General features: G+C 56.5%; 13 protein-coding genes and 4 tRNA genes. 8 read left to right on the top strand and 9 right to left on the bottom strand.

Going from position 1 to position 19,418, the window contains the following annotated elements; all coding sequences use genetic code 11:
* Positions 1-128: 128 nt before the first annotated feature.
* A tRNA-Val gene (locus tag HBO05_RS12610) sits at positions 129-204 on the top strand.
* A gap of 19 nt (positions 205-223) precedes the next feature.
* Positions 224-300 (top strand) — tRNA-Asp (locus tag HBO05_RS12605).
* A 150-nt stretch (positions 301-450) separates the two neighbouring features.
* On the opposite strand, the gene HBO05_RS12600 is transcribed toward HBO05_RS12605, so the two are convergent.
* From HBO05_RS12600 to HBO05_RS12590, 3 genes are all read right to left on the bottom strand, one after another.
* Positions 451-2,889 (bottom strand): TonB-dependent siderophore receptor, encoded by a 2,439-nt coding sequence (locus tag HBO05_RS12600; RefSeq protein ID WP_172312788.1) that lies wholly within the window; start codon positions 2,887-2,889, stop codon positions 451-453.
* A gap of 78 nt (positions 2,890-2,967) precedes the next feature.
* Positions 2,968-3,951, bottom strand: coding sequence for a FecR family protein (locus HBO05_RS12595; RefSeq protein ID WP_169956843.1), 984 nt, complete (start codon positions 3,949-3,951; stop codon positions 2,968-2,970).
* A gap of 7 nt (positions 3,952-3,958) precedes the next feature.
* Positions 3,959-4,477 carry a sigma-70 family RNA polymerase sigma factor gene (locus HBO05_RS12590; protein WP_172312786.1) on the bottom strand — a complete coding sequence of 173 codons (519 nt, stop codon included), beginning with the start codon at positions 4,475-4,477 and terminating at the stop codon, positions 3,959-3,961.
* A gap of 200 nt (positions 4,478-4,677) precedes the next feature.
* Between HBO05_RS12590 and HBO05_RS12585 the strand changes: the two genes are divergently transcribed.
* The 3 genes from HBO05_RS12585 to HBO05_RS12575 all read left to right on the top strand — a co-directional run bounded on the left by HBO05_RS12585 (position 4,678) and on the right by HBO05_RS12575 (position 6,410).
* Positions 4,678-4,753, top strand: a tRNA-Val gene (locus HBO05_RS12585).
* Positions 4,754-4,771: 18 nt separating this feature from the next.
* Positions 4,772-4,848, top strand: a tRNA-Asp gene (locus HBO05_RS12580).
* 233 nt (positions 4,849-5,081) lie between these two features.
* Complete coding sequence (locus HBO05_RS12575) at positions 5,082-6,410, top strand: integrase arm-type DNA-binding domain-containing protein (protein ID WP_042558340.1); 1,329 nt, start codon at positions 5,082-5,084, stop codon at positions 6,408-6,410.
* A gap of 697 nt (positions 6,411-7,107) precedes the next feature.
* Here the strand turns inward: HBO05_RS12575 and HBO05_RS12570 are convergent.
* The 4 genes from HBO05_RS12570 to HBO05_RS12555 all read right to left on the bottom strand — a co-directional run bounded on the left by HBO05_RS12570 (position 7,108) and on the right by HBO05_RS12555 (position 13,026).
* A complete protein-coding gene (locus HBO05_RS12570; RefSeq protein ID WP_170037952.1) occupies positions 7,108-7,437 on the bottom strand; it encodes a hypothetical protein in 330 nt (109 codons plus the stop codon).
* Between the two features lie 201 nt (positions 7,438-7,638).
* Entirely contained in the window at positions 7,639-9,912 is a 2,274-nt protein-coding gene (locus HBO05_RS12565; RefSeq protein ID WP_170037954.1) for a DUF262 domain-containing protein, read from the bottom strand.
* Complete coding sequence (locus HBO05_RS12560) at positions 9,909-11,711, bottom strand: DUF262 domain-containing protein (RefSeq protein ID WP_170037956.1); 1,803 nt, start codon at positions 11,709-11,711, stop codon at positions 9,909-9,911. Before HBO05_RS12560 ends, HBO05_RS12565 begins: the two co-directional genes overlap by 4 nt.
* A gap of 241 nt (positions 11,712-11,952) precedes the next feature.
* Entirely contained in the window at positions 11,953-13,026 is a 1,074-nt protein-coding gene (locus tag HBO05_RS12555) for a WYL domain-containing protein (protein ID WP_169864270.1), read from the bottom strand.
* Between the two features lie 100 nt (positions 13,027-13,126).
* Between HBO05_RS12555 and HBO05_RS12550 the strand changes: the two genes are divergently transcribed.
* From HBO05_RS12550 to HBO05_RS12540, 3 genes are all read left to right on the top strand, one after another.
* The gene (locus HBO05_RS12550; RefSeq protein WP_169864271.1) at positions 13,127-14,008 is read left to right on the top strand and encodes a hypothetical protein; all 882 of its coding nucleotides are present in this window, start codon (positions 13,127-13,129) and stop codon (positions 14,006-14,008) included.
* Between the two features lie 74 nt (positions 14,009-14,082).
* On the top strand, positions 14,083-14,445 hold the full coding sequence (locus HBO05_RS12545) for a hypothetical protein (protein ID WP_233097144.1): 363 nt from the start codon (positions 14,083-14,085) through the stop codon (positions 14,443-14,445).
* Positions 14,446-14,525: 80 nt separating this feature from the next.
* The gene (locus HBO05_RS12540) at positions 14,526-15,503 is read left to right on the top strand and encodes a hypothetical protein (RefSeq protein WP_170037958.1); all 978 of its coding nucleotides are present in this window, start codon (positions 14,526-14,528) and stop codon (positions 15,501-15,503) included.
* 338 nt (positions 15,504-15,841) lie between these two features.
* Here the strand turns inward: HBO05_RS12540 and HBO05_RS12535 are convergent, their stop codons facing one another.
* Positions 15,842-16,147 (bottom strand): hypothetical protein, encoded by a 306-nt coding sequence (locus HBO05_RS12535; protein WP_047227866.1) that lies wholly within the window; start codon positions 16,145-16,147, stop codon positions 15,842-15,844.
* Between the two features lie 85 nt (positions 16,148-16,232).
* A complete protein-coding gene (locus HBO05_RS12530; RefSeq protein WP_170037960.1) occupies positions 16,233-19,418 on the bottom strand; it encodes a UvrD-helicase domain-containing protein in 3,186 nt (1,061 codons plus the stop codon).

The following is a 19,418-nucleotide window of genomic DNA, read 5'->3' as shown; positions in this document are numbered from 1 at the left end:
CATTATTCTCTTGATAAGGCCTGAGGCCAACCCTGCCTAAGCCATTGGAAGGGCTGAAAAAAAAGATTTAAGAAAGTGCTTGCCAGACTTATGGTCGCTCCGTAGAATGCGCGCCACACCGAAACGAAGGGTGATTAGCTCAGCTGGGAGAGCATCTGCCTTACAAGCAGAGGGTCGGCGGTTCGATCCCGTCATCACCCACCATTCGCTTCATGTGTTACGCGCAGCGGTAGTTCAGTCGGTTAGAATACCGGCCTGTCACGCCGGGGGTCGCGGGTTCGAGTCCCGTCCGCTGCGCCATATTCGGTAACCTGGAACACTGAACGCCAGGTCACCACAGAAAGCCCGCTCATCGAGCGGGCTTTTTGCTGTCTGGGGTTTGCGAAAATCCCCGCTCATAAAAACGCCCCCGGTCATTTCCGATGACCGGGGGCGTTTTTTATGGGGCGCTTAGAAATCCCAGCGCGTAGTGACCATGAAGTTACGTGGTTCACCGTAGGCTGCCGAGTTATAGAAGCCGATGTTGGTGTAGTAGGACTTGTCGAAGATGTTGTTGACGTTCAGTGTCGCCGACAGATTTTTGGTGACCTGGTAACGGGTCATCAGGTCCACCAGCCAGTAGGCTTGCTGGGAAAACTCTTCATACCCGTTATGCGGGGTGTTGTAGATATCCTGCCAACCCACGCTCTGCCAGCGCACGCCGCCGCCGACGGTCAACTTGTCGAGGTCGCCCTTGAGCTTGTAGGTGGTGTACAGCTTGACCTGGTCTTCAGGCTCGAACGTGGAGATCTTCACGTCCTTGTCATCGCGCACGATCTTGTGGGTGTAGCCGGCCTGGAGCTGCCAGCCGGGGGCGATCTCGCCGGACATCTCCACTTCGTAGCCCTTGGTCACGGCCTTGCTGCTCTTATAGGCATAGTTGGATGGGATCGGCGTCTGATTGTTGTAGGCGTCATCCGACAGCGCGCGATTGGACTCATGGATTTCAAAGTACGCCGCGCTGGCGTTCACCCGGCCATCGAGGAAGTCGGCTTTCACGCCCAATTCCCAGTTCTGGCCTTCATCCGGCTCAAGCAGCTTGTTATCCCGGTCGCGGTTGTAGTTTTCCTGGGGCATGAAGATATCGGTGTAGCTGGCGTACACCGAGTAGGTGTCGTTCAAGTCATACACAGCGCCGACGTACGGCACGAATCGCCCGGACTCGCGATAGTTGGGGTTATAGCCCGTGACCTGGTAGTTGACCACTCGCCCACCCAGCAACAGCTTGAGGTCATCGGCCAGGTTCAGGCGTGTGGTCACATAGGCGCCAGTCTGGCGCACGGTGTCGTCGGTCAGGGATTGGGCATCGCCCCAGTCCGGAATGGCGGCGTGGCCGTGCCAGTTATTGAAGTCGACGATGTTTGGGCTGAGGTTCCAATAGCCTTTGCCTTTCCATTCGGAGGCGCTGATGGAACCGCCCAGCACCAGTTCATGCTCGCGCCCGCCCAGGCTGAACGGGCCACTCACGTACAGGTCGGCGGAATCGCTGACTGTTTCCCCGGTGTACTTGCCTGAGGTGAGTTGTGCGGTGCCGTCCGGCTGCGGCTGGTCGCCCTGGATCGAACCCATCAGCGCGTGGTAACCGTTGATCTTGTGGTCCAGTTGCAACTTGGTCACCCAGCCGTTGCCCAGGTCATGCTCGAGCATGGCGAACACGGTGCGGGTGTATTGCTCCCAACTGCTCCAGTCGGCGGCGTTGTTGAACGAGCGCTTGACCTTGTTGCGCTCGCCCTTGGAGTTGATCAGCGGGAAGCTGCCTGACCAGGAAGAGCCCTTGGGCAACGTATCCTGGTAATCGCCGCCGACGGTCAGCAGGGTGTCCGGCGACAGGTCGAATTCCATGATGCCGTAGTACGTCGGGCTCTTGCGCGAGTAGTGGTCCATGAACGATTGCTTGTCCTGGTAGGCCGCGACCGCCCGGCCACGCACATTACCGCTCTCGGTCAGCGGGCCGCTGACGTCCAGTTCGCTGCGGTAGTTGTCCCAGGAACCGGCGCCGAGGGTGGCATGCCCCTTGAAATCGGCGGTGGGCTTCTTGCGCACCAGGTTGATCGTCGCGCCCAGGGAGCCGGCGCCGGTGAGCAGGCCGGTGGCGCCCTTGAGTACTTCGACGCGGTCGTAGATCGCCATGTCGCTCAGGGTGTTGCCCGCCGAATAGGCAACGTTGCGCGCCGTCGAAGGAATGCCGTCGTACTGGAAGTTATTGATCGAAAAACCACGGGCGTAGTAGTTGCTGCGCTCGCTGTCGAAGGCCGACACGGTGATGCCCGGGGTATGGCGCATCACATCGTCGACGTTGTTCAGGCCAAAGTCGTCCATGTGCTGGCGGGTAACGACGCTGACGGACTGCGGGGTTTCCTTGGGCGTAAGCACCAGGCGCGTGGCGGTGGCGATGCTGCCGGGGGTGTAGGACCCGCTGTCTTCGGTGACGTTACCCAACTGGTTGCCGGTGACCTGGGTCGGGCCCAGTTCCATGCTGCCGTTGCTGGCAGTCGGCGCGGGTTGCAGCGCATACACCTGGTCGCCCTTTACCGCGACGTAGCCGCTGCCCTGCAGCAGCCGGTCGAAACCGTCCTGGATCCCGTAGTTGCCTTGCAGGCCCGGGCCATCGAGGCCTTGCAGCTCGCGGGACTGGAACACAATCGCCACGCCGGCCTGCTGGGCAAAGCGGTTGAGCGAGCTGCCCAGGGGCCCGGCAGGAATGTTGTACGCCTGGGCGGCGGTGCTGGCCGTATCCGCCTGGGCCAGGTTGATGTGCAGGGCGCCAACGGTGGCGGCGAGCACGGCCAGGGAAAACGGTGCACTTCTCAGCAGGCCAAAGCGCCCACGCGGGTAGGAAGGGGTGTGCATGGTGAAGGCAATCCTTTAGGTGTCGAATTACCTTGCTTGACGGGCAACTGCACAAAAACCGGAAGCAAATGCGAATAATTATTTATTGGCGGTGTTGGCCGGGTTCACCACGACCAGCCAGGGGGTATAGGTTTGCACAGTTATCGGCAGGGTTTGCGCCAGCAGTTGCAGGGCGTGGTCGCTGTCATCCAGGGGGATCACGGCCGACACGCGCAGGCTTTGCAGGGCGGCGCGATCAAACTGCAGGCGGCCGGACCGATGCCGGGAGATTTCATCCAGCACCTCGGGCAATGGCCGGTTTTCCACCACCAGTTGATGGCGGCGCCAGGCTTCGTTGATGCTGGACGGGTCGATGCTGCCGGTCAGGCGTACGCTGTCGGCATTGATCAGGGCCTGGGAGCCGGCGGCGACTTCCAGGGTCTGCCGGGCATCGGCGCTGTGGGCGGCCACGCGGGATTCGAGCATGCTCAGCACGGTGCTGTCGCCCTCGCGCTTGACCACAAACCGCGTGCCCAGTGCGCGCATGCTGCCTTGGGCGGTCTGCACGATAAACGGCCGCGCCTGATCGTGGGCCACCTCCACCAGGATCTCGCCTTGCAGCAGTTCGATGCGCCGCTGCGTGGCGTCGAAATGCAGGTTGGCCGCGCTGATGCCATTGAGGCTCAGTGCCGAGCCGTCCGCCAGGCGCAGGGTCTGCCACTGGCCGGGGCCGTTGCGCACATCGGCCATCCAGCGCTGCGGATACGGGCTGACCAACAGCGCCGCCGCAGGCACTGCCAGGCTGCACAGCAGCAACAGGGTGCGCACGGTGCGTTTGCTGCGGCGCGATTGCTGGGTGGCGAACGCCGCATTCAGCGCCGCCCGTGCCGGTGCCTTTTTCCCGCGCAGGGCCTGCATCCGCGAAATCACCGCCTCCATGCGTGCGGCAGCGGCGGCGTAGTGCGGGCCTTGTTGCTTCCAGCACTCGAACGCCAGGCGCTGCGCTTCGCTCAGCTCACCTTCATGCAGGCGCAGCATCCACTCGGCGGCTTGTTCTTCGATCTGTTGGCGGGCGTCGGGCATAGGTGGCTCAGGTGTCCATACTGTGGCCGCAATGCACCAGGGCCAGGATCAGGTATTTGCGCACGGTGCGTTCCGAGAGCTTGAGTTGCCGGGCGATCTGCTGCTGAGTCAGTTCTTCGAGGTAATACAGCACGAACGCCTGGCGCGAATACTCATGCATGCCTTCAAGGATAAACGCGATCTGTTCCAGGGCTTCCAGGGTGGTGTGGATCTGCTCCGGTGACTGGAACCCTTCGAGCGCGTCCACCGTCAGGGCCAACTCTTGCAGATAGGCTTGCTCAATCTGTTTGCGCCGGGCGTGGTCGATAATCAGCCGCCGCGCGGTAGTGCTCAAGTAGGCCCGGGGTTCGCGGATCGTCGCCACCGATTCACGGGTATTGAGGATACGTGCGAACGTGTCCTGTGCCAGGTCGGCGGCATTCTGCCGGCAGCCCAGCTTGCGCCGCAGCCAGGTGAGCAGCCAGCCATGATGCTCGCTGTAGAGCTGGGTTATTTCCCGTTGGAATGGCGGTTCACCCACAGACATAGGCGTGGCTCAGGTGTTATTGAGAATGGTTTCTAATTGTGGCCCCGGGGCAGGGTAAACGCAATAGACTCGCGTTTACCCGCTAAAAGCGCAGGTTTGCGGGCTGTTGGCTGCCGGCGAAAAGATATTTCAAATAAATTGCATTTAAATCAACACATTGCGGATTTTTCGTATATGATGCGCCCCGCACCGAACGTAAAGGGTGATTAGCTCAGCTGGGAGAGCATCTGCCTTACAAGCAGAGGGTCGGCGGTTCGATCCCGTCATCACCCACCATTACGTCCAATGCTACGCGCAGCGGTAGTTCAGTCGGTTAGAATACCGGCCTGTCACGCCGGGGGTCGCGGGTTCGAGTCCCGTCCGCTGCGCCATATTTGCTTCCACTAAGGCCCACTGAACGCCTGGAAGCTACGGAAATAGCGGCCTTGAGCCGCTTTTTTCGTTTTCTGAATTCCACTGGAATCCATCTCCAGCCACGGTTTTTAAGTACACATTTAAGTACACCGCTGGCACAGCCTTTTACGATTCCTTACGCATCAATTTTCGTATTGGTCCGTCTACCGCTGGGTTGTATTCCCCTCCTTGATGCAAAAGGAGGTGTCTGATGGCTCTGACAGATACAGCGATCAAGCAAGCCAAGCCCGCCAGCAAGCCTTATACGTTAACTGATGGGGATGGCTTATCTCTGCAAGTGCCCACGACGGGTTCGAAGCGCTGGCATTTCCGTTTCTATTGGCATGACAAGCAATTGCGTATTTCCCTTGGCATCTATCCCGACGTCAGTCTCAAGGAGGCTCGCCAGCGGAGAGAGGCTGCACGTGCGCTGGTGGCCAACAATATCGATCCCCGCTCACATCGTCGCGCCGAGCGCCAAAAAGCCTCTCACGCCGCCAACAACACGTTTGAAGCGGTTGCTGGTCGCTGGCATGAGTTCCGAAGTAAAAAGCTGACGAAAAGTAAGAAGGGCAGTGCAGGGCAAGCGAGCAAATACCTGAAGAAGGACATGCTGCCGTGTTTGGGCGATCTTCCGATCTCAGATATTTCTCGTGGTGACGTGCTGGAGCTCATTAGGCGAATTGAGCGCAGAGGGGCGCTGGTCTCTGCTCGGAAGGTGCGCACCTGGCTCAACCAGATCTTCCGTTTTGCCATGGCGGAAGGGCTCGTTGATGTGAACCCAGCAGCAGATCTTGATATCGTTGCCGAGACGCCGCGGCCAGTTCGCCATAATCCCTTCCTCCAGGTAAATGAACTTCCAGGACTGCTCAGGACCGTAACCCACTATGGGTGTGCAGAAGCGACACGGCTTGGTATTCGTCTATTGCTGTTGACAGGGGTACGTACAGGAGAGCTACGGGCGGCGACGCCAGACCAATTCGACCTCGACAAGGGGATCTGGCTGGTGCCGCCGGAGGGTGTCAAGCAACTCCGGAGTCGTGTTCGAACCCAGGGGAATGAGATCCCACCTTATGTGGTTCCGCTGTCTACCCAAGCAATTGCAATTGTGCAGCGGCTGATGCAGTTAAGGGCGCGCGGTGCGCGGTATCTGCTGGTTCACCGATACGAACCGCAGGAAATGATCAGTGAAAATACCCTTAACACCGCGATTAGCCGTATGGGTTACAAAGGAAGGCTCACCGGTCATGGCATCAGGGCTACCATCTCCACGGCGCTTAACGAGGTTGGCTTTGTAGAAGAGTGGATTGAGGCGCAGCTTTCACACGCTGATACCAACCAAATTCGGGCTGCATACAATCATGCAGAATACGTCGAGCCGAGACGTAGGATGATGCAATATTGGGCGGATTTATTAGATGCCCTAGAGGTCGGCTTTGCTCCACCTAGGCCAGAAGCATACATGGCGCAGAGCGGTCGACGTTCAATGGATTTTCTGAACGCGCAGCAGGAGTCTGCCGGTGATGGTATGGGGTGCTAGGGGTAGAGTGTTCGAATCACTCCGTCCCGACCATATTATTCAATGACTTAGCCCGGTTCGGAAACCACCGGGCTTTGTTGTTTCTGGGATTTGATCATTTTGGTCACCGTTGGGTCACCGTTAGCAAAAAGCTCTTAAAGGGCCATTCGGGGCTTCGTCGCGTTGAAACCTGTCAAGTCTGATCAGTTCTGATTGTATTGGCTGCGATCTTTTCCTTTTCGCGAATTTTCTATTGGGGGGGCTAGCTGACATCGACACGACTAGCTGTCTTCAGATTTTTTCTGATCACCACCAGAAGGATATGACAAATTAGGGCGAGGCCGATCACCAACTGCTTACGGTGGATGTTTTCGTCCTGCAGCTGGCAGAGTTCCCGTGCCTGTCGCAGCAGTGAGGGCGGGTGGAGCCAGTCAGATGGTCTCAGGAGGCAGGGCAAGCGTGAACCCATCACGTCGCATTGCTTGAGCTGAGATCGTCGCATGATAAGCGTTGTGGGAGGTCGATTTTTCTGGTGTTCGGAGGCAGGCCCGAACCGGGTAGTCAGGCAAAGCTCGAAGCGACTGGCAAAGTAAGCTTTCTCGAGGCTCGTCACATTGAATAGATTCGATGTAGATGTGCGCCCATCCATCGTTAGTGCATGTAATGGCTGAGGCTATGGGCGCTTAAAGTAAAGCGCCCGGTGAAAACTTCCTTTTAACTACTCATTTTCATCTACGGCTACACTGAAGCTGAGGTCTTTTATCATTAGCGCGCCTGGAGTTACACATTCAGTGGCGTTAATAAATAGCTTGCCAGTGCTGAAGTGTTGGGTGTACTCCACCCTCCATGTGAAGAGCTGCTTTTCTTCGGTGTTTTCACCCCGCGATATAGCGAAGAACGAAGTTTCGAATTCGACGTCGTCCTCATCATAGGCTTGTTGACTTGTCTGAACAGTATCACCTTGCTTCAAGGTGTCGGAGTCAACTCGAAACTCCTCATTTTGAAGGCTAATCACGGCCTCACCCACACTTTCGATGTAAAACGCCATCCGATTTCACTCCTTGGTTAGAGTGGAATTGTAATGGTGAATCAATGGATCAAGCCAGTATTTCGAAAACTGGTACTCAAGCCGGTCTGTCCCTGATCAGTCGGGGGCAGATGTCGGCTTTTGGCAAAGCCGACATTTGGACAACCATCGTCAACAGTCTTACTAATCAGAAACCGGCTAACCCTTGAGCCGATCCTGCCGCTAGAGACCGAGCTCATCCATTGCAAGGAGCAACTTGGCACCCTGTATGATCCGGTCAGTAGCATCTATGCCGTTTTCCTGTGGCACTCGATATATCTGGTCACTGCCGATGTTGAAGCTTGCACGTAAGTCCTCCATATTCCGTGCGAGTTCAGGGTCGTCAGGTAAGTTTTCGAGTTTCCATCCGTCGTCGACACTTTCGATGGTGACAGTACCACCCGTTCGTTCCAGCCCGCGACGCAGGGTTTCGTATCCATAAAACCAGAGGTTGTTGTCTGGAACCTTCAAGCCGCTCGTGGTCGCCACCGCCGAGAGATAGGGGTCGCGGTAGTAACTGCGCATGACTGTCTTGTCCAGCATGCAAATGCTGTAGCCACGTTGGCTGATGGCATAGCGGCCCGAGTTACCTTCACGCATGCGCGGGTACTTGACCAGGTAATAACGCCAGTCCAGCACGTGGTCGCGTTCGCACGCGGTGAGGAACGCCTGCTGAATCTCTTTGAGTACGGCGAGATCGTTACCGCTTTGCGCGACCTGATCGAGTAGTTCGGTAAGGGGTTGTACCAACTCGGGACTCTTTCTGCTCGCAAGCAGATCCCGCCAGACTGCTTCACTGCGCGGCGAGCCGAAATCGAAAAATCGGTAGCCGCCATAACGATCCTGCTTGCGCGAATAATCGCCCAGCGAGAGCAGTGCGCCGGTCAACTGTGGCCAACAGTGAGCATCTTCGAACAAGGTAAGAAACGCTAAGGCACGTTGGGCAAAAATTGCAGGGTCCAGAGCTGGGTCGAGGTCGAACACGGCCAGTGCGCCGTGCAGCACGCTGTTGTCTTCCAGTTGGTAGACCGCTTTTCGCAGCGACGGGTGGGCGGCAAGTAGGTTGATCTTGTCCTTTTCGTTCGCGATCTGCTTCTGATTGAAGGTCGATACGCCGTCCAGGGTTCCGTCGACTATGACACGGCGTACATCTTCCAATAAGGCGGGCATGTTCTGGGCGCGCATCTCACCGCCACCGGACGCTTCGATCAGGTTGCGCACGATACGTAACTGTTCAGGGAAATCAGCGGTGTTGTGCATGCGATGCAGCAGCACTGCGTAGAGCAGAAGGCTATGAGCCTGACTCCACTCGGAATCCCCGTAATGCCGGCAGCAACCACCGAAGAGGTCGATGCGGCTCTGGCCGGGCTGGGTGCGCAGAGGATTGAACAGCAGCAGGGCCGATGGGGATCGAGCGTCGGCTGCACGCAGCCAGGTGTTGAAGGCATCACTCGTGTCCAGGTCGACCCAGATATCGAAGGCTGCAAACAGGTAGTTCAGGTGCTCGACCGCCTTCGCTTGGTCGCTGGCAAACAGGCTTTGTGCCAACTGATCGAGGCTGGCCTTGCTGTCGGCGCGATTACCCTCGCGCCAGGCGCAAAGGTCAAACACAAAACGGAAGTAGCGCATGAATTGATCATCAATAAGCTGATCAGCGTCCTTGTAAGCCCAGATGACGTCCGTCCACACGGTATCAACCCTGTGTGCGAAATCGTCGGCTTGTGCAGGACAGGCGCTTTTGAGCAACGTCTCGAAATGCGCTTTGAAGTTTTCGAACGGCGTCAGCGGCTTGCCGCGAGAGTTCATCTTGATATAGAGATCGTCATTGAGCTTGTTCTTCACCACCGGCAGCAGGTGGAAGCTGATTGCCGGATGGTCGGTCGCGGCAAGACGTTCCCAGGCAGCAGCGAATGCTTCGCTGCTGGCGCTGGCAAAACGCTGTTCCAGCGCCTGCAGCATGACCAGCATGGCTCGGATACTGGAGTCATGTTGCCACCCGTGAAAATACCAGGGCTGATCGACAATCCAACCCTTCAAATCGGTCTCGCCGGCGGGTGGTCGATAGTTGGCCAATGCCTCGCAGAACTGTCGGGCACTGGCGCGGGTGGCGTAGGTGAAGTTGCGCCATGCTTGCCCTTCGATGGGCTCGCCGGCCTGCCAGCTCAGGTACCAGTGCAGCAGGAACAGCGTGGTCAGGCGTTGTTGGCCATCCAGGGGATAGAGGGTGCCGTCCACGACATCGCCATAGATGAAATCCAGGCTGATGGGACGGTCGTCATGCATGACGGCATCATGCAAGGCGTCGACGAAGTCCTTGCGGATTCGCTCCACCGATGCGCCATGACGGCCTTGTGCATAGTCGCGCTGGATCAGCGGGATTTCGATTCTTTGGATTCGATGAGTCGCCTGCAAGTTTTTGTCGAAGAGTGAAATGTACGACGTGAGTGTGTGGTTCATGCCATTTTCTCTTCGTTCAGGAAATAGGGCTTGGCGATCTCGAGGATTGTATCGAGGTAATGATTGCGATCCTGAGGGCCCCAGAAATGGTTCTGGTGCGCGTTCGCCGGGGTGTAGTACTTGAGGAATACATTGCGCGTGCACACCGGTATGTAGCCTCCCTTTCGGTCTACATCCAGAAGCATTTGCCGCTTGGCCTCGAACACCGCGTTGCTCAGCAGGCTGTTGTCCGACCTCGACAGCAGGACTAGGTTGGCGATGGAGTGCAGGCCATGAGCAGAGGCAGTCTGCTCGTCGGGCGCATTGAAAGCGGCGACGACACGACTGGCCAGGTCTTGAAAGGTGTTGCCAAAGTTCTGCGCCGTGCCGACTTGCTCAAGCGCTGTCTTCAGTTCCTCAAACAGCTGCGACTGTTGCGGGACGGTATCGGGCGCCAGCTCACTGAGCGCGGTCAAATGCAGCCTTAACCAGGTTTGCCATTGTTCGGCCTTGGTCAGGTTCTCGGCATCCTGCGCATGGATGTGCTCCAGCGACCATGCCGTATCGGTGTGCATGTGGAAGGGGAAGCGTTGGTTGGCGTGTGGCACCCGGCGCATGGTTTCGACATTCACCAGCAACAGCAGGTTCAGCAACTTGTCGTAGTGCTTTCGGTCGTCATAGCTGAGCGCTTCCACGTCCGAAGCTTTGAGGCTCAGTGAATCTTGGATGCGGTGATCCAGGTCCTGTTCGAATTGACGTTTGCTCTGGTTTGCGGACAAACGAGCCAGTTCTCCGAAGTCCGTCCCTGTGAGTACCAGATAACCCACCTTATGAAACAGGTTGCGGTTGTTGAACCAGCCAAGCATCAGGTCATGCAGGTTGAGAACCTGCAGCCAGAATGCCAGTGGGTCTGTTTCGATATCCGGCCGCAGAGACTCGAAGGTATGGTAGCGGGTCGACTTGCGTGACTGGCTGCCGGATACCAGCGAATCGAGCAAAAGGCTGATCCTGGTCGGGTAGCGGTCGGTAACCTTCGGCGAATTGCCACAGATGAAACCCCACAGCTCGGGGGCATGGAGATCGCGCTCGATGATGTCCCATTGGCTGGCGACCTCGGCGGCTCGATCGGCATGCTCGACCTTGATCCTGGACAGCAGCAACGCTTTGACCAACTCCGCATCCGTCAGCGGTATCCGGCCGACGTTCAATCGAGTGAACAGGGCCGTGGCATCCATGTCTTCGGGGGCCTGATACCAGATCACCGCGACTTTCTCGAACAGCGCTTCGTAGAATTTGTTGGCCGCGAATTGAGTGCGAGCACCGTGTTTATCGAACCACTGACCAATACAGCGATAAGCCCTGTGCAAATGGAAGTAATCGATGTTGCTGTCGTAGTCTTCCAGCTCCTCATCGCCGAGCCTTTCGAGAAATGTTGCGCTCCCTGGGCGGGTTTCGTAGTGCAGTGAATAGGGCAGCGGGGCCTTGTTCAAACCCGTTTTATGCATGTAGAGCAGTATCAGGTAGATCGTGGTCAAGCGCTGCTGCCCATCGACCAATTCCCATTGACATGTTTGCGCCGTAGAGCCTCGTGAATGCTGTTTGACCACAATGGGCTGTAGATTATAGGGCTGGTCCAGTTCTGCGGTTTTCAACGCCTGCCAGATGTCGTTCAGCAGGCGGTCCACATCCGTAGTGTCCCAACGGTAGCCACGTTGGTATCCAGGCACCCTGAAAACACCAGAAATATCGCCTACGAATTTGCTAGCCAGCGTTGCTGCAGTCAAATCGACACTGTGTGAGTCCAAGCAAAGTTCTTCCATGATTTACGATCTCGAATCGGGTGCTGGGTAGGCATGGGATGTTTGGCGCTTCGCGTGGATTCAATCACCCAGTGCGGCTCATTGCCATCATTTTGACTGGCGGATGGGCAAAATCCATGAAACTCAGCCTTCCAGGCGTCCACCCGACATCCCGAATGCCTATGTCTGGTCAGTGGCAGCACGTTTGGGTAGCCATGTCCAAAGCACTTACGCAATTGCATCGGATCTGCGGTCCGGGCAATTAATCGCCCGCGTATACACTCGCTGCTCGACGAAGCGTTTCGCGCACGTGTGCTCGTATTACTGGAGGGGCGAGCACTTCAATGTCCCCAGCATTGCTGAGCAGGAACAGGCGCAAGCCTTGGGTGTCGTGGAGGGTGCAGCTCAAGTCCCATCGGTCGTCGGCGTATTGCACTACAACCTGGTCTTCAGCCAGCGGGTTCTCGGTAAGCCGATTGTGCAGGTTGGGGCTAAGACGTAGTTTGAGTTGGATGGGACTTTCGCCGTGTATCGTCATGAGGTGCTTTTGGACCTCAAAGGAGTTGAAGTCGTAGCTGGCCGGGCCAGGTATTTTCTGCCAACTCGTCTTGACCTCTACCATTCGATGCAGCATGAGGGCGCACATCGACTTGGGGCCGTTACTGCTGTACTTGCCGCGGTAGGTGTCTGACGCGGGTGGATCCGACTGCGGCCACTGCTCCTCGAGCACGTAGGCAGACAGATAGACGTTTGAATCCTGATAGGAAAGTGCCAAGGGTTTAAGTAGGTAAATGCACTCAACGCCTCCGGCGTCTCTTGGAAGGTAGGTCACCTCAAGCGAAGCATCGTCCAGAATCGCCCCTTGGATAAGGTCGAGATGCGCAGGGTCATATTTACCGGGTTTGAGCAGCGTAAAACGGGTCCCCGAAGTGATTTGCTGCGTCCAGGCGACAGTCCGCTTGGAGTGCTTGGTTATTTCCGTGGTTGCGCATTCGCGTAGCTTGGTCAGTTGTACCGTATGTGGTGGGAAGCCGAAGCGCTCTGCGTGGTCGAAAATAGCGGCCAACGTCATTGCCTCTGTGGGAGAGAGCGTCAAGTCGAAGCTGCCCCGACCGGTTTTCCAATATTTTGATTTCTTATCTGAGCCGGTTTCACCCTGAGTTACCAACTCGGCTTCGGTCAGAGCTTCGAGGTCTCGCAGTGTGGTTTTTACATGGAGGCTGAAATCATTGAACCACCGACATAGTTCAGTGTGGATATCCGCCGTCGACAGGGACTTGCCTTCGCGTTGAAGAATTTTGCGCAAAGCGGTACGGCGTCGGTGATGATTTATCATTGCTGAAGCTCAGGGACAAAAAGTGGGTTTATCTGCTGGGACTATGTACTGGCTGACAAGCAATCCTGCGACTACATGTGTCAGCCCACAGGAGCATTTCATGAACGACCAAACCTATCTAGCCCTTCCTGACGTTTCTGGGTTCATCAGCTGGCTGGCCACTGAGCTCGATTCACAAGTGCACTTTAATCATCAATATGTCAATCGCAAGACTGATGAGAAATGGTCATGTAGCAGCCTGTACAACGCCTTCGAAAACTACCGTTGGAACCATCCGGGTAATGCCCGCTTAGGCTTCAATCGAGGGTTTTGCTCCAGCAGCAACGGTATCGCTTTGTCTGCCCTGCGTCAGGACTTGGTGAATGCTTGTGGGAGCGACTCGCGCACTCTAGATGCAGCCGTCGACGTGATGCGCTGGGGGGGTGTAACTGCCCACAATGTGGATTGGCTGAAGAAGAATGAGCTCGGGCTTGGCCGCATGTTGCAAGACGTACAAGCTGCGATAGTCGCCGGCGACAGCCATGCACCTGTCTTGCGTTCGAAAAACCTTCGTTTCAACTCTGGGATGACCAAGGTGTACTCCTTGCTCTGCAAAGACTTCATCATCTACGACAGCCGCGTTGCCGCAAGTCTGGGCTGGATGGTCGTAAAGTTTTGCCTTGCATACGGATTGTCTAAGGTTCCTGAAGGGCTGTGCTTCCCTTGGGCCGCTGCCAAGGAAGGAGAGAATACGCTCGCTCCCAAGCGCCGCGACCCTGGTGCCGGCGGGCTCAAGTTCAAGGTCTTGCGCTCAGGCCATCATCACGCAATGTGGAATATGCGCGCCAGTTGGGTGCTGAGTGCGGTCCTGGCGCATCCAAGCGCCGCCGGCAGCCGCTTCCATTTGGTGCCCACTCCGAATGACCCGCTGCGTGCCCTGGAGGCTGCACTCTTCATGATTGGCTACGACCTGGGTGATCAGCGTCTAGCTTTAGCGGCTTAAGACCTGATCGACAACTTCCTTTCGTTGCTTGACGGGGAGGTCATTCTAAATGAGTGAGGTGCAGGATGCGCGACATGAATCCGTTGCAGGCTTTGATTATGCAGCTCGCCGCTGACGGCATCAGCGCTGGTGACTTGAGAAAGGCCGTGATGCAGGCATGCCCAAATCTTTGTGATGCGAAGTATCAATCCACGCTATTTGGCCTGCAGGAGGCCGATAGCCTTATGGGCCAGGAAGTGGGCGGCGAGTGGTGCTTCACAGCAATCGATAAAGCTGCCCCGGGCTACCCTCACCCGGAGTACAGCGCTGAATTTGCCGAGAAGATCTTGGCCGCATCATGCGGGGAGTTTGTCGAGATCAGCGCAGACGATTTGCTGGCTCAGCTGGACGAGATGCTGGCAAAGGCTCGCGCTAAGAACCCGAACACAGGAACGTAAACACCCGGCAGTCCAGTGATCATTAAGGATGCGGTGTTTAACGAACATCAACTGTGTATCAGTCAGAAAGGGGGGGCTTGATGGACATCAAGTCCGATTTTGTGTCCGTCGAACGGGATGAGTTCGATGGCCTCACCACGATTGAGCACCTGCGCCACTGCCGGCATCGCTCCGGCATGTATGAGATTACCTTCTCATGGCGCCGCAATATCCGTCCTGCTTCAGACCGCATGATTCTTGATGTGGAGATCAAGACCACTCGCTCAGGCAGCTGGTTACCATCTCAATTGACCCTATTGGTCGACCGTCAACGGTTTGACTTGAAGTACCAGACAAACAGAAGCAGCGAATATCGCGGGGGTAGCTTCTACGAAATCGGCATGTTTTTCATCGAGCCATCTCAAAAGATTCTTCGCTGCCTGTGTGATGCCAAAGTACTGAAGCTCAAGCTTCAATCTGACGAGAAAAATGAGCATACGGTTCTTCCGGACGAATTTTGTGCCCAGCTACAGTTGCAGGCTCAGCAGTTCTATAACAACGCTTTCGATGGTGACGAGTATTTGTCAGCCGTCAGTGGCGTAGCTGTACGGACAGAAGACACAACGTTCGCTGAACAGATTGCCAGACGAGAGTCGAGCTATCGGCAATTGTGCAGGTATCGACTGCTCTGGGCTGTACTCTGGGGCAGTTTTTTTGGTGAGCTGTGCGTGCTTGGCGCGTTCGAGATCATCACGTTCTCGGCCAAGTCGGCGGACCAGTTGATCATCGCTGGAGTGCTCAGCGCCTCAAGCTGGCTAATTCCCCATCTTCAGATCCTTTGGATCGAACACCAGAAAAACAAAGAGTGCCCCAGTTGTCACCATAGAGCGATAAAGATGGTCCGCTCTCATGAGGCGGTTTATCAAGTCCGATCCGTGGAGCATCTTGTCATCGAAAGATTGACAGGGCAGCGCAAGTCGCGGCAGGTGACCGTGACAGACCATGAGGTGAGTCAGGATTTCGAGTGCAAGGACTGCCGGCATCTATGGACGCGAGGCTATATTGCTCGAGGTTTCTAAGACATCCTGTCAATGAACGGCATCGCTAGGCTCGGATCTGATTTCGGCTAACGACTCATCTTGTCGCAACACGCTGTAGTCTGGAATAAGTGCCAACAGATTGAGGGGTTTCTATGGTCAGGCCAGTGCGTCCTTTCACCATGCGTTGCAAAGATTGTGGCTGGAGCCAAACGGTTATCCCGCTCAGTGATGTCTTGCGATTCGAAGACTGTCCTGAGGTTTGCCCGCGTTGTAAAAGTCGGGATGTAAATATGGAACAAGCCACGGCCCTGGAAGTGGCCGTGGCGAAAGTAAAGCGATTATTTGGTTAGCCCTGAGCCTGAAACTTTGCCTGGCGGCTATAGCGGACCATTCAGTTCTTTTACTTTGTATACGCCAGGCTTGACTCGCAGGTACTTTGCTTCGGCACCCTGTTCGACATTGTAGCCGCCGGCTCCCGTCTGCTCGTCCTGCGCGTAGTTGGCGATGGTCGTCCCGATCGTCGATTCCATAAAGAACTCGAATCCGATACGATATTTTTCAACCAGCTTCTGCTCTATAGAGCACATGACCCGACGACGTTCGCTAGTCAGTTCTTGCACTTCAAAGGGTTCGCTCAGCGCACCGTTGCGCACTTCCAGCAGGATTGATTCATACAGCGTCATGCTTTTTTCCTTGTGATGTCAGCGGCCGAGATCAACCCGACCGCCGTGATTGGTCGTTTACGCGAATGTGGAATCACGTCGGCGGCTAAAAAACCTGAATCGCTCCCGCGGCCACCGGCAGAAAGAGCCATGCGGCGATGACAGGCCGACCCGATGCCGCCTCAATCGCTTGGGCGTAAGCATCAAGCTGACCAGCATGTTCCTCGGCCAATCGCTCCCACTGGGCTTCGGGCGCCGGGTTGGATTTGTGGTCAATGAGCACCCAGCCATCTTTTGTGTCCAGCAGAAGATCGATCCGACCATTGAGCACCTGACCCGAGCGCAGCAACTGTTGCACCGGGTACTCAGCCATGGCTTTGGCCTCTGGCCAGCGGGATTCGATCCAGGCGTGCAAGGCCAATTGCTGTGCGATGACCTGACTGGCATTCACGTGCTCGTGCACTGCGTGGCTCTGCAACAGGTCCTGCACTTCGTCTAAGGTGAGGGGGAAGTTGGGGTCAGTGAATGAAAGGCACAAACTGGCATGAATGGCCGTTCCCAATACACTCATTTCCGGGCTGCCTTGGAAGGCGATGCGAGTGCCGATCCGGCATGTATTGCGGGCTGCGGTGCTGGTGCGAGCGCCACCGCTGGACGGTTGGAAGCCCAGTGGCAAACGAGGCTGGATCGCTTGTACCGGGGCAAACCAGTGCAGATTCTGTTCAATCACCGCCACGGGCACAGGTGAATCACTGGCAGTGAGCGTTTGGCAATCGGCGCGCAGTTCTTTTCCATTCGGCAGCTTCAAAGTCGACAGCCCGGGAGGCGTCATCAACCAGGGTGCCTGGACAGTGTCGAGCCACTCTCCTGTGATCTTTCTACTCGAACGGGCAATGACCAGCAGGTCTCGGGCGCGGGTCATGCTCACGTAGAGCAGGCGCTTTGCTTCTTCAACGGCTTCAGCCCGGCACGCCAGGCCCATGGCGGTCTGTTCGAACGTTTCGCTCAACGGAACCGCTTTCTGTTTGCCCAGCGGCCATGGCCAGTAGCGGATAAAGCGGTCATGCAATGGTTTATGTGGATCGAATGCGCTATTGGACTGAGCCGAGACTGACCATAACCGGTCGCTGATATCGCGTGCCAGATCCATCAAAATCACGACCGGCCATTCCAGACCTTTGCTGGCGTGATGAGTCATCACTTGAACGGCATCCAGCGCAGGAGTGGCCAGTGCATCATTTTTGGCGTTGGCGATTTCGTCCAGCCACAACAACAGCCCGGAGATGGATGCCGCCCCTAATCCATTTCGACAGAGATCCTCATACTGCTGCGCCAGATCGATCAATGCATCAAGGTTGGCCAAGCGCTTTTGCGCCAGCGCTGTCGAGGTTGACCAGCCGGTAACACGCGAGGGTAAATCGCACTCGGCGATCAGGCGTTGCAACGCCTCTACTGGTGTCAGCACTGGCAGATCTGTGCGCAGTTGTGCAACGGCCGCCACAAGCGGGTGTTGCAAAAACTCGCCGAGGCTCAGTTCACGCCACTGCGCTTTGGGGTGTCCTGCATTGAGGTAGCGCAGGCGCTCGGCAACCCAGCTTTCCGGCCCTTCGGTTTCGGTTAACGAGATAATCTGTGCCGTTGCCAGGGTATCGGCCGGGTCGTTCAATCGGCGCAAACACGCCAGTGCCAGAGTTGCCTCTGCGGTTGCTAGCAGCCCTGGTTGTGCTGTGGAGCAGGGGATGCCCAGAGTAGCGAGGGCTGCTGCTACTTTCGCAACGTTACTGTGGGAGTAGCAAAGCACAGTGATATCGCCCAAGCGTACCGCTCGGGCTTCCTGGCGGGGTTTATCGAATACCTGATAACGGCTAGCCAGTAGTTGGCCAATCCCCTCGGCCAACGCGTTGACTTGCAATTCGGCATTTTTGCCGTCCAGTACCCAATTGGCGAAGGCTGGGCCGGGTAGTTGATCCGTGCGGGTCGGTATCAGCTCAACGTCCTTTGTTTCCAGGCTGTTGGCGAAGGCTTTGTTGAATACATCGTTCGCCAGTTCGACCAGCTCGGTACGTGAGCGCCAAGAGTTAGGCAATACCTGTTTCTTGCCACCCATATCGGGCAATGCCTTGAGGATGGCTTGCATCAGCGCACAGTCGCTGCCCCGAAAACCATAGATCGCCTGCTTGATATCCCCGACCCAGTAAACCTTTTTGGCAAAGCGTGAAAGCTTGAGGAATATCGCCAGCTGCATCGGGCTGGTGTCCTGGAACTCGTCGACCATGATCAGATCGAGCTCATCCTCGAGCACCTGCGCCACGGCTGGGTTGTCCAGCAACTTGAGCAAGGCATGTTCCTGGTCGGCAAAGTCCAGTACGCCAAACTCACGTTTGTTGTGTTCGTACACGTTCAATACATCAATGGCCAGGCCGAAAACCTGTTCGAGGTAGGCGCGGATGTCGCCATGTAGATCCGGGTGTTCGGCGTAGCGGCCAATGGTTTCAGAGAGGGTTGTTACCAATGGCTTGAGCTTTGCCTCAGGAGCTTCCTTCGCCAGTTTTGCCCAATCACTCCAGCGCGCGTTGCCTTGCTGCAGTTCATAGTGGAAGCGGGTAAGCAACGTTATGTAGGCTTCAGTGTTCTTTTTATCGCTGCCAGCTGCCTGTAACAGATCCAGTGCCTTAGGAATGCTGTGCAACAACTCGCCGTTCAAGTCGGCTGTGGTCGGTTTGGGGAAATGCTTCAGCATGTCGTTGGCATTTCGGTCAGCAAAACTACGGGACAGTTCAAGATCAATGTCGTTGGTGCGCAACTGACTCAAAAGCTTGCGCAACTCATCGCGCCAGTTGGTATTAGCAAAGTCGCCTTGTTGATTGGTGTCTTCAAGGCCCAGACGTCGGGCGACGGCGAGTAGATTATCCAGGCGTTCACAATCAAGGACCCGGTCAACCGCTTTGTTCAGTAGCAGGGCTGCCTGGTTTTCTTCCAACACACGTTGCTCGGGTGGCATGCCTGCTTCGAATGCAAAACGCTCAAGCAATTGCCCGCAAATACTGTTGATGGTCCCGATACGGGCTTGGCCCATGGCTGTGGCTAGATTGATTTGGCCCTGCTTGAGAAGGTGGCTACGGACCCGCTCGCGCAGCTCGGCAGCGGCTTTTCGGGTAAAGGTCGTGGCAATCACACCCGAAGGCTGGACCTGCTGATCAAGCAACTCCTGGTGCAGTATTTCAGTAAGCCGGTGAGTTTTGCCGCTGCCGGCGCCAGCACTGATAAATGTGATGTGTGCGGTGGTCGACAT

It is taken from the genome of Pseudomonas sp. WS 5079, assembly GCF_012985465.1.
In the GTDB taxonomy this organism is placed as follows: domain Bacteria; phylum Pseudomonadota; class Gammaproteobacteria; order Pseudomonadales; family Pseudomonadaceae; genus Aquipseudomonas.
Note: the sequence above shows the minus strand (reverse complement) of the source record. Positions and strands in the feature narration are given on the sequence as shown.

Bases quoted from the DNA above. Each gene is read 5' to 3' on its own strand.
- HBO05_RS12600 (WP_172312788.1), bottom strand. From the start codon at position 2,889: ATGCACACCCCTTCCTACCCGCGTGGGCGCTTTGGCCTGCTGAGAAGT.
- HBO05_RS12595 (WP_169956843.1), bottom strand. From the start codon at position 3,951: ATGCCCGACGCCCGCCAACAGATCGAAGAACAAGCCGCCGAGTGGATG.
- HBO05_RS12590 (WP_172312786.1), bottom strand. From the start codon at position 4,477: ATGTCTGTGGGTGAACCGCCATTCCAACGGGAAATAACCCAGCTCTAC.
- HBO05_RS12575 (WP_042558340.1), top strand. From the start codon at position 5,082: ATGGCTCTGACAGATACAGCGATCAAGCAAGCCAAGCCCGCCAGCAAG.
- HBO05_RS12570 (WP_170037952.1), bottom strand. From the start codon at position 7,437: ATGGCGTTTTACATCGAAAGTGTGGGTGAGGCCGTGATTAGCCTTCAA.
- HBO05_RS12565 (WP_170037954.1), bottom strand. From the start codon at position 9,912: ATGAACCACACACTCACGTCGTACATTTCACTCTTCGACAAAAACTTG.
- HBO05_RS12560 (WP_170037956.1), bottom strand. From the start codon at position 11,711: ATGGAAGAACTTTGCTTGGACTCACACAGTGTCGATTTGACTGCAGCA.
- HBO05_RS12555 (WP_169864270.1), bottom strand. From the start codon at position 13,026: ATGATAAATCATCACCGACGCCGTACCGCTTTGCGCAAAATTCTTCAA.
- HBO05_RS12550 (WP_169864271.1), top strand. From the start codon at position 13,127: ATGAACGACCAAACCTATCTAGCCCTTCCTGACGTTTCTGGGTTCATC.
- HBO05_RS12545 (WP_233097144.1), top strand. From the start codon at position 14,083: ATGAATCCGTTGCAGGCTTTGATTATGCAGCTCGCCGCTGACGGCATC.
- HBO05_RS12540 (WP_170037958.1), top strand. From the start codon at position 14,526: ATGGACATCAAGTCCGATTTTGTGTCCGTCGAACGGGATGAGTTCGAT.
- HBO05_RS12535 (WP_047227866.1), bottom strand. From the start codon at position 16,147: ATGACGCTGTATGAATCAATCCTGCTGGAAGTGCGCAACGGTGCGCTG.
- HBO05_RS12530 (WP_170037960.1), bottom strand. From the start codon at position 19,418: ATGTCGACCACCGCACACATCACATTTATCAGTGCTGGCGCCGGCAGC.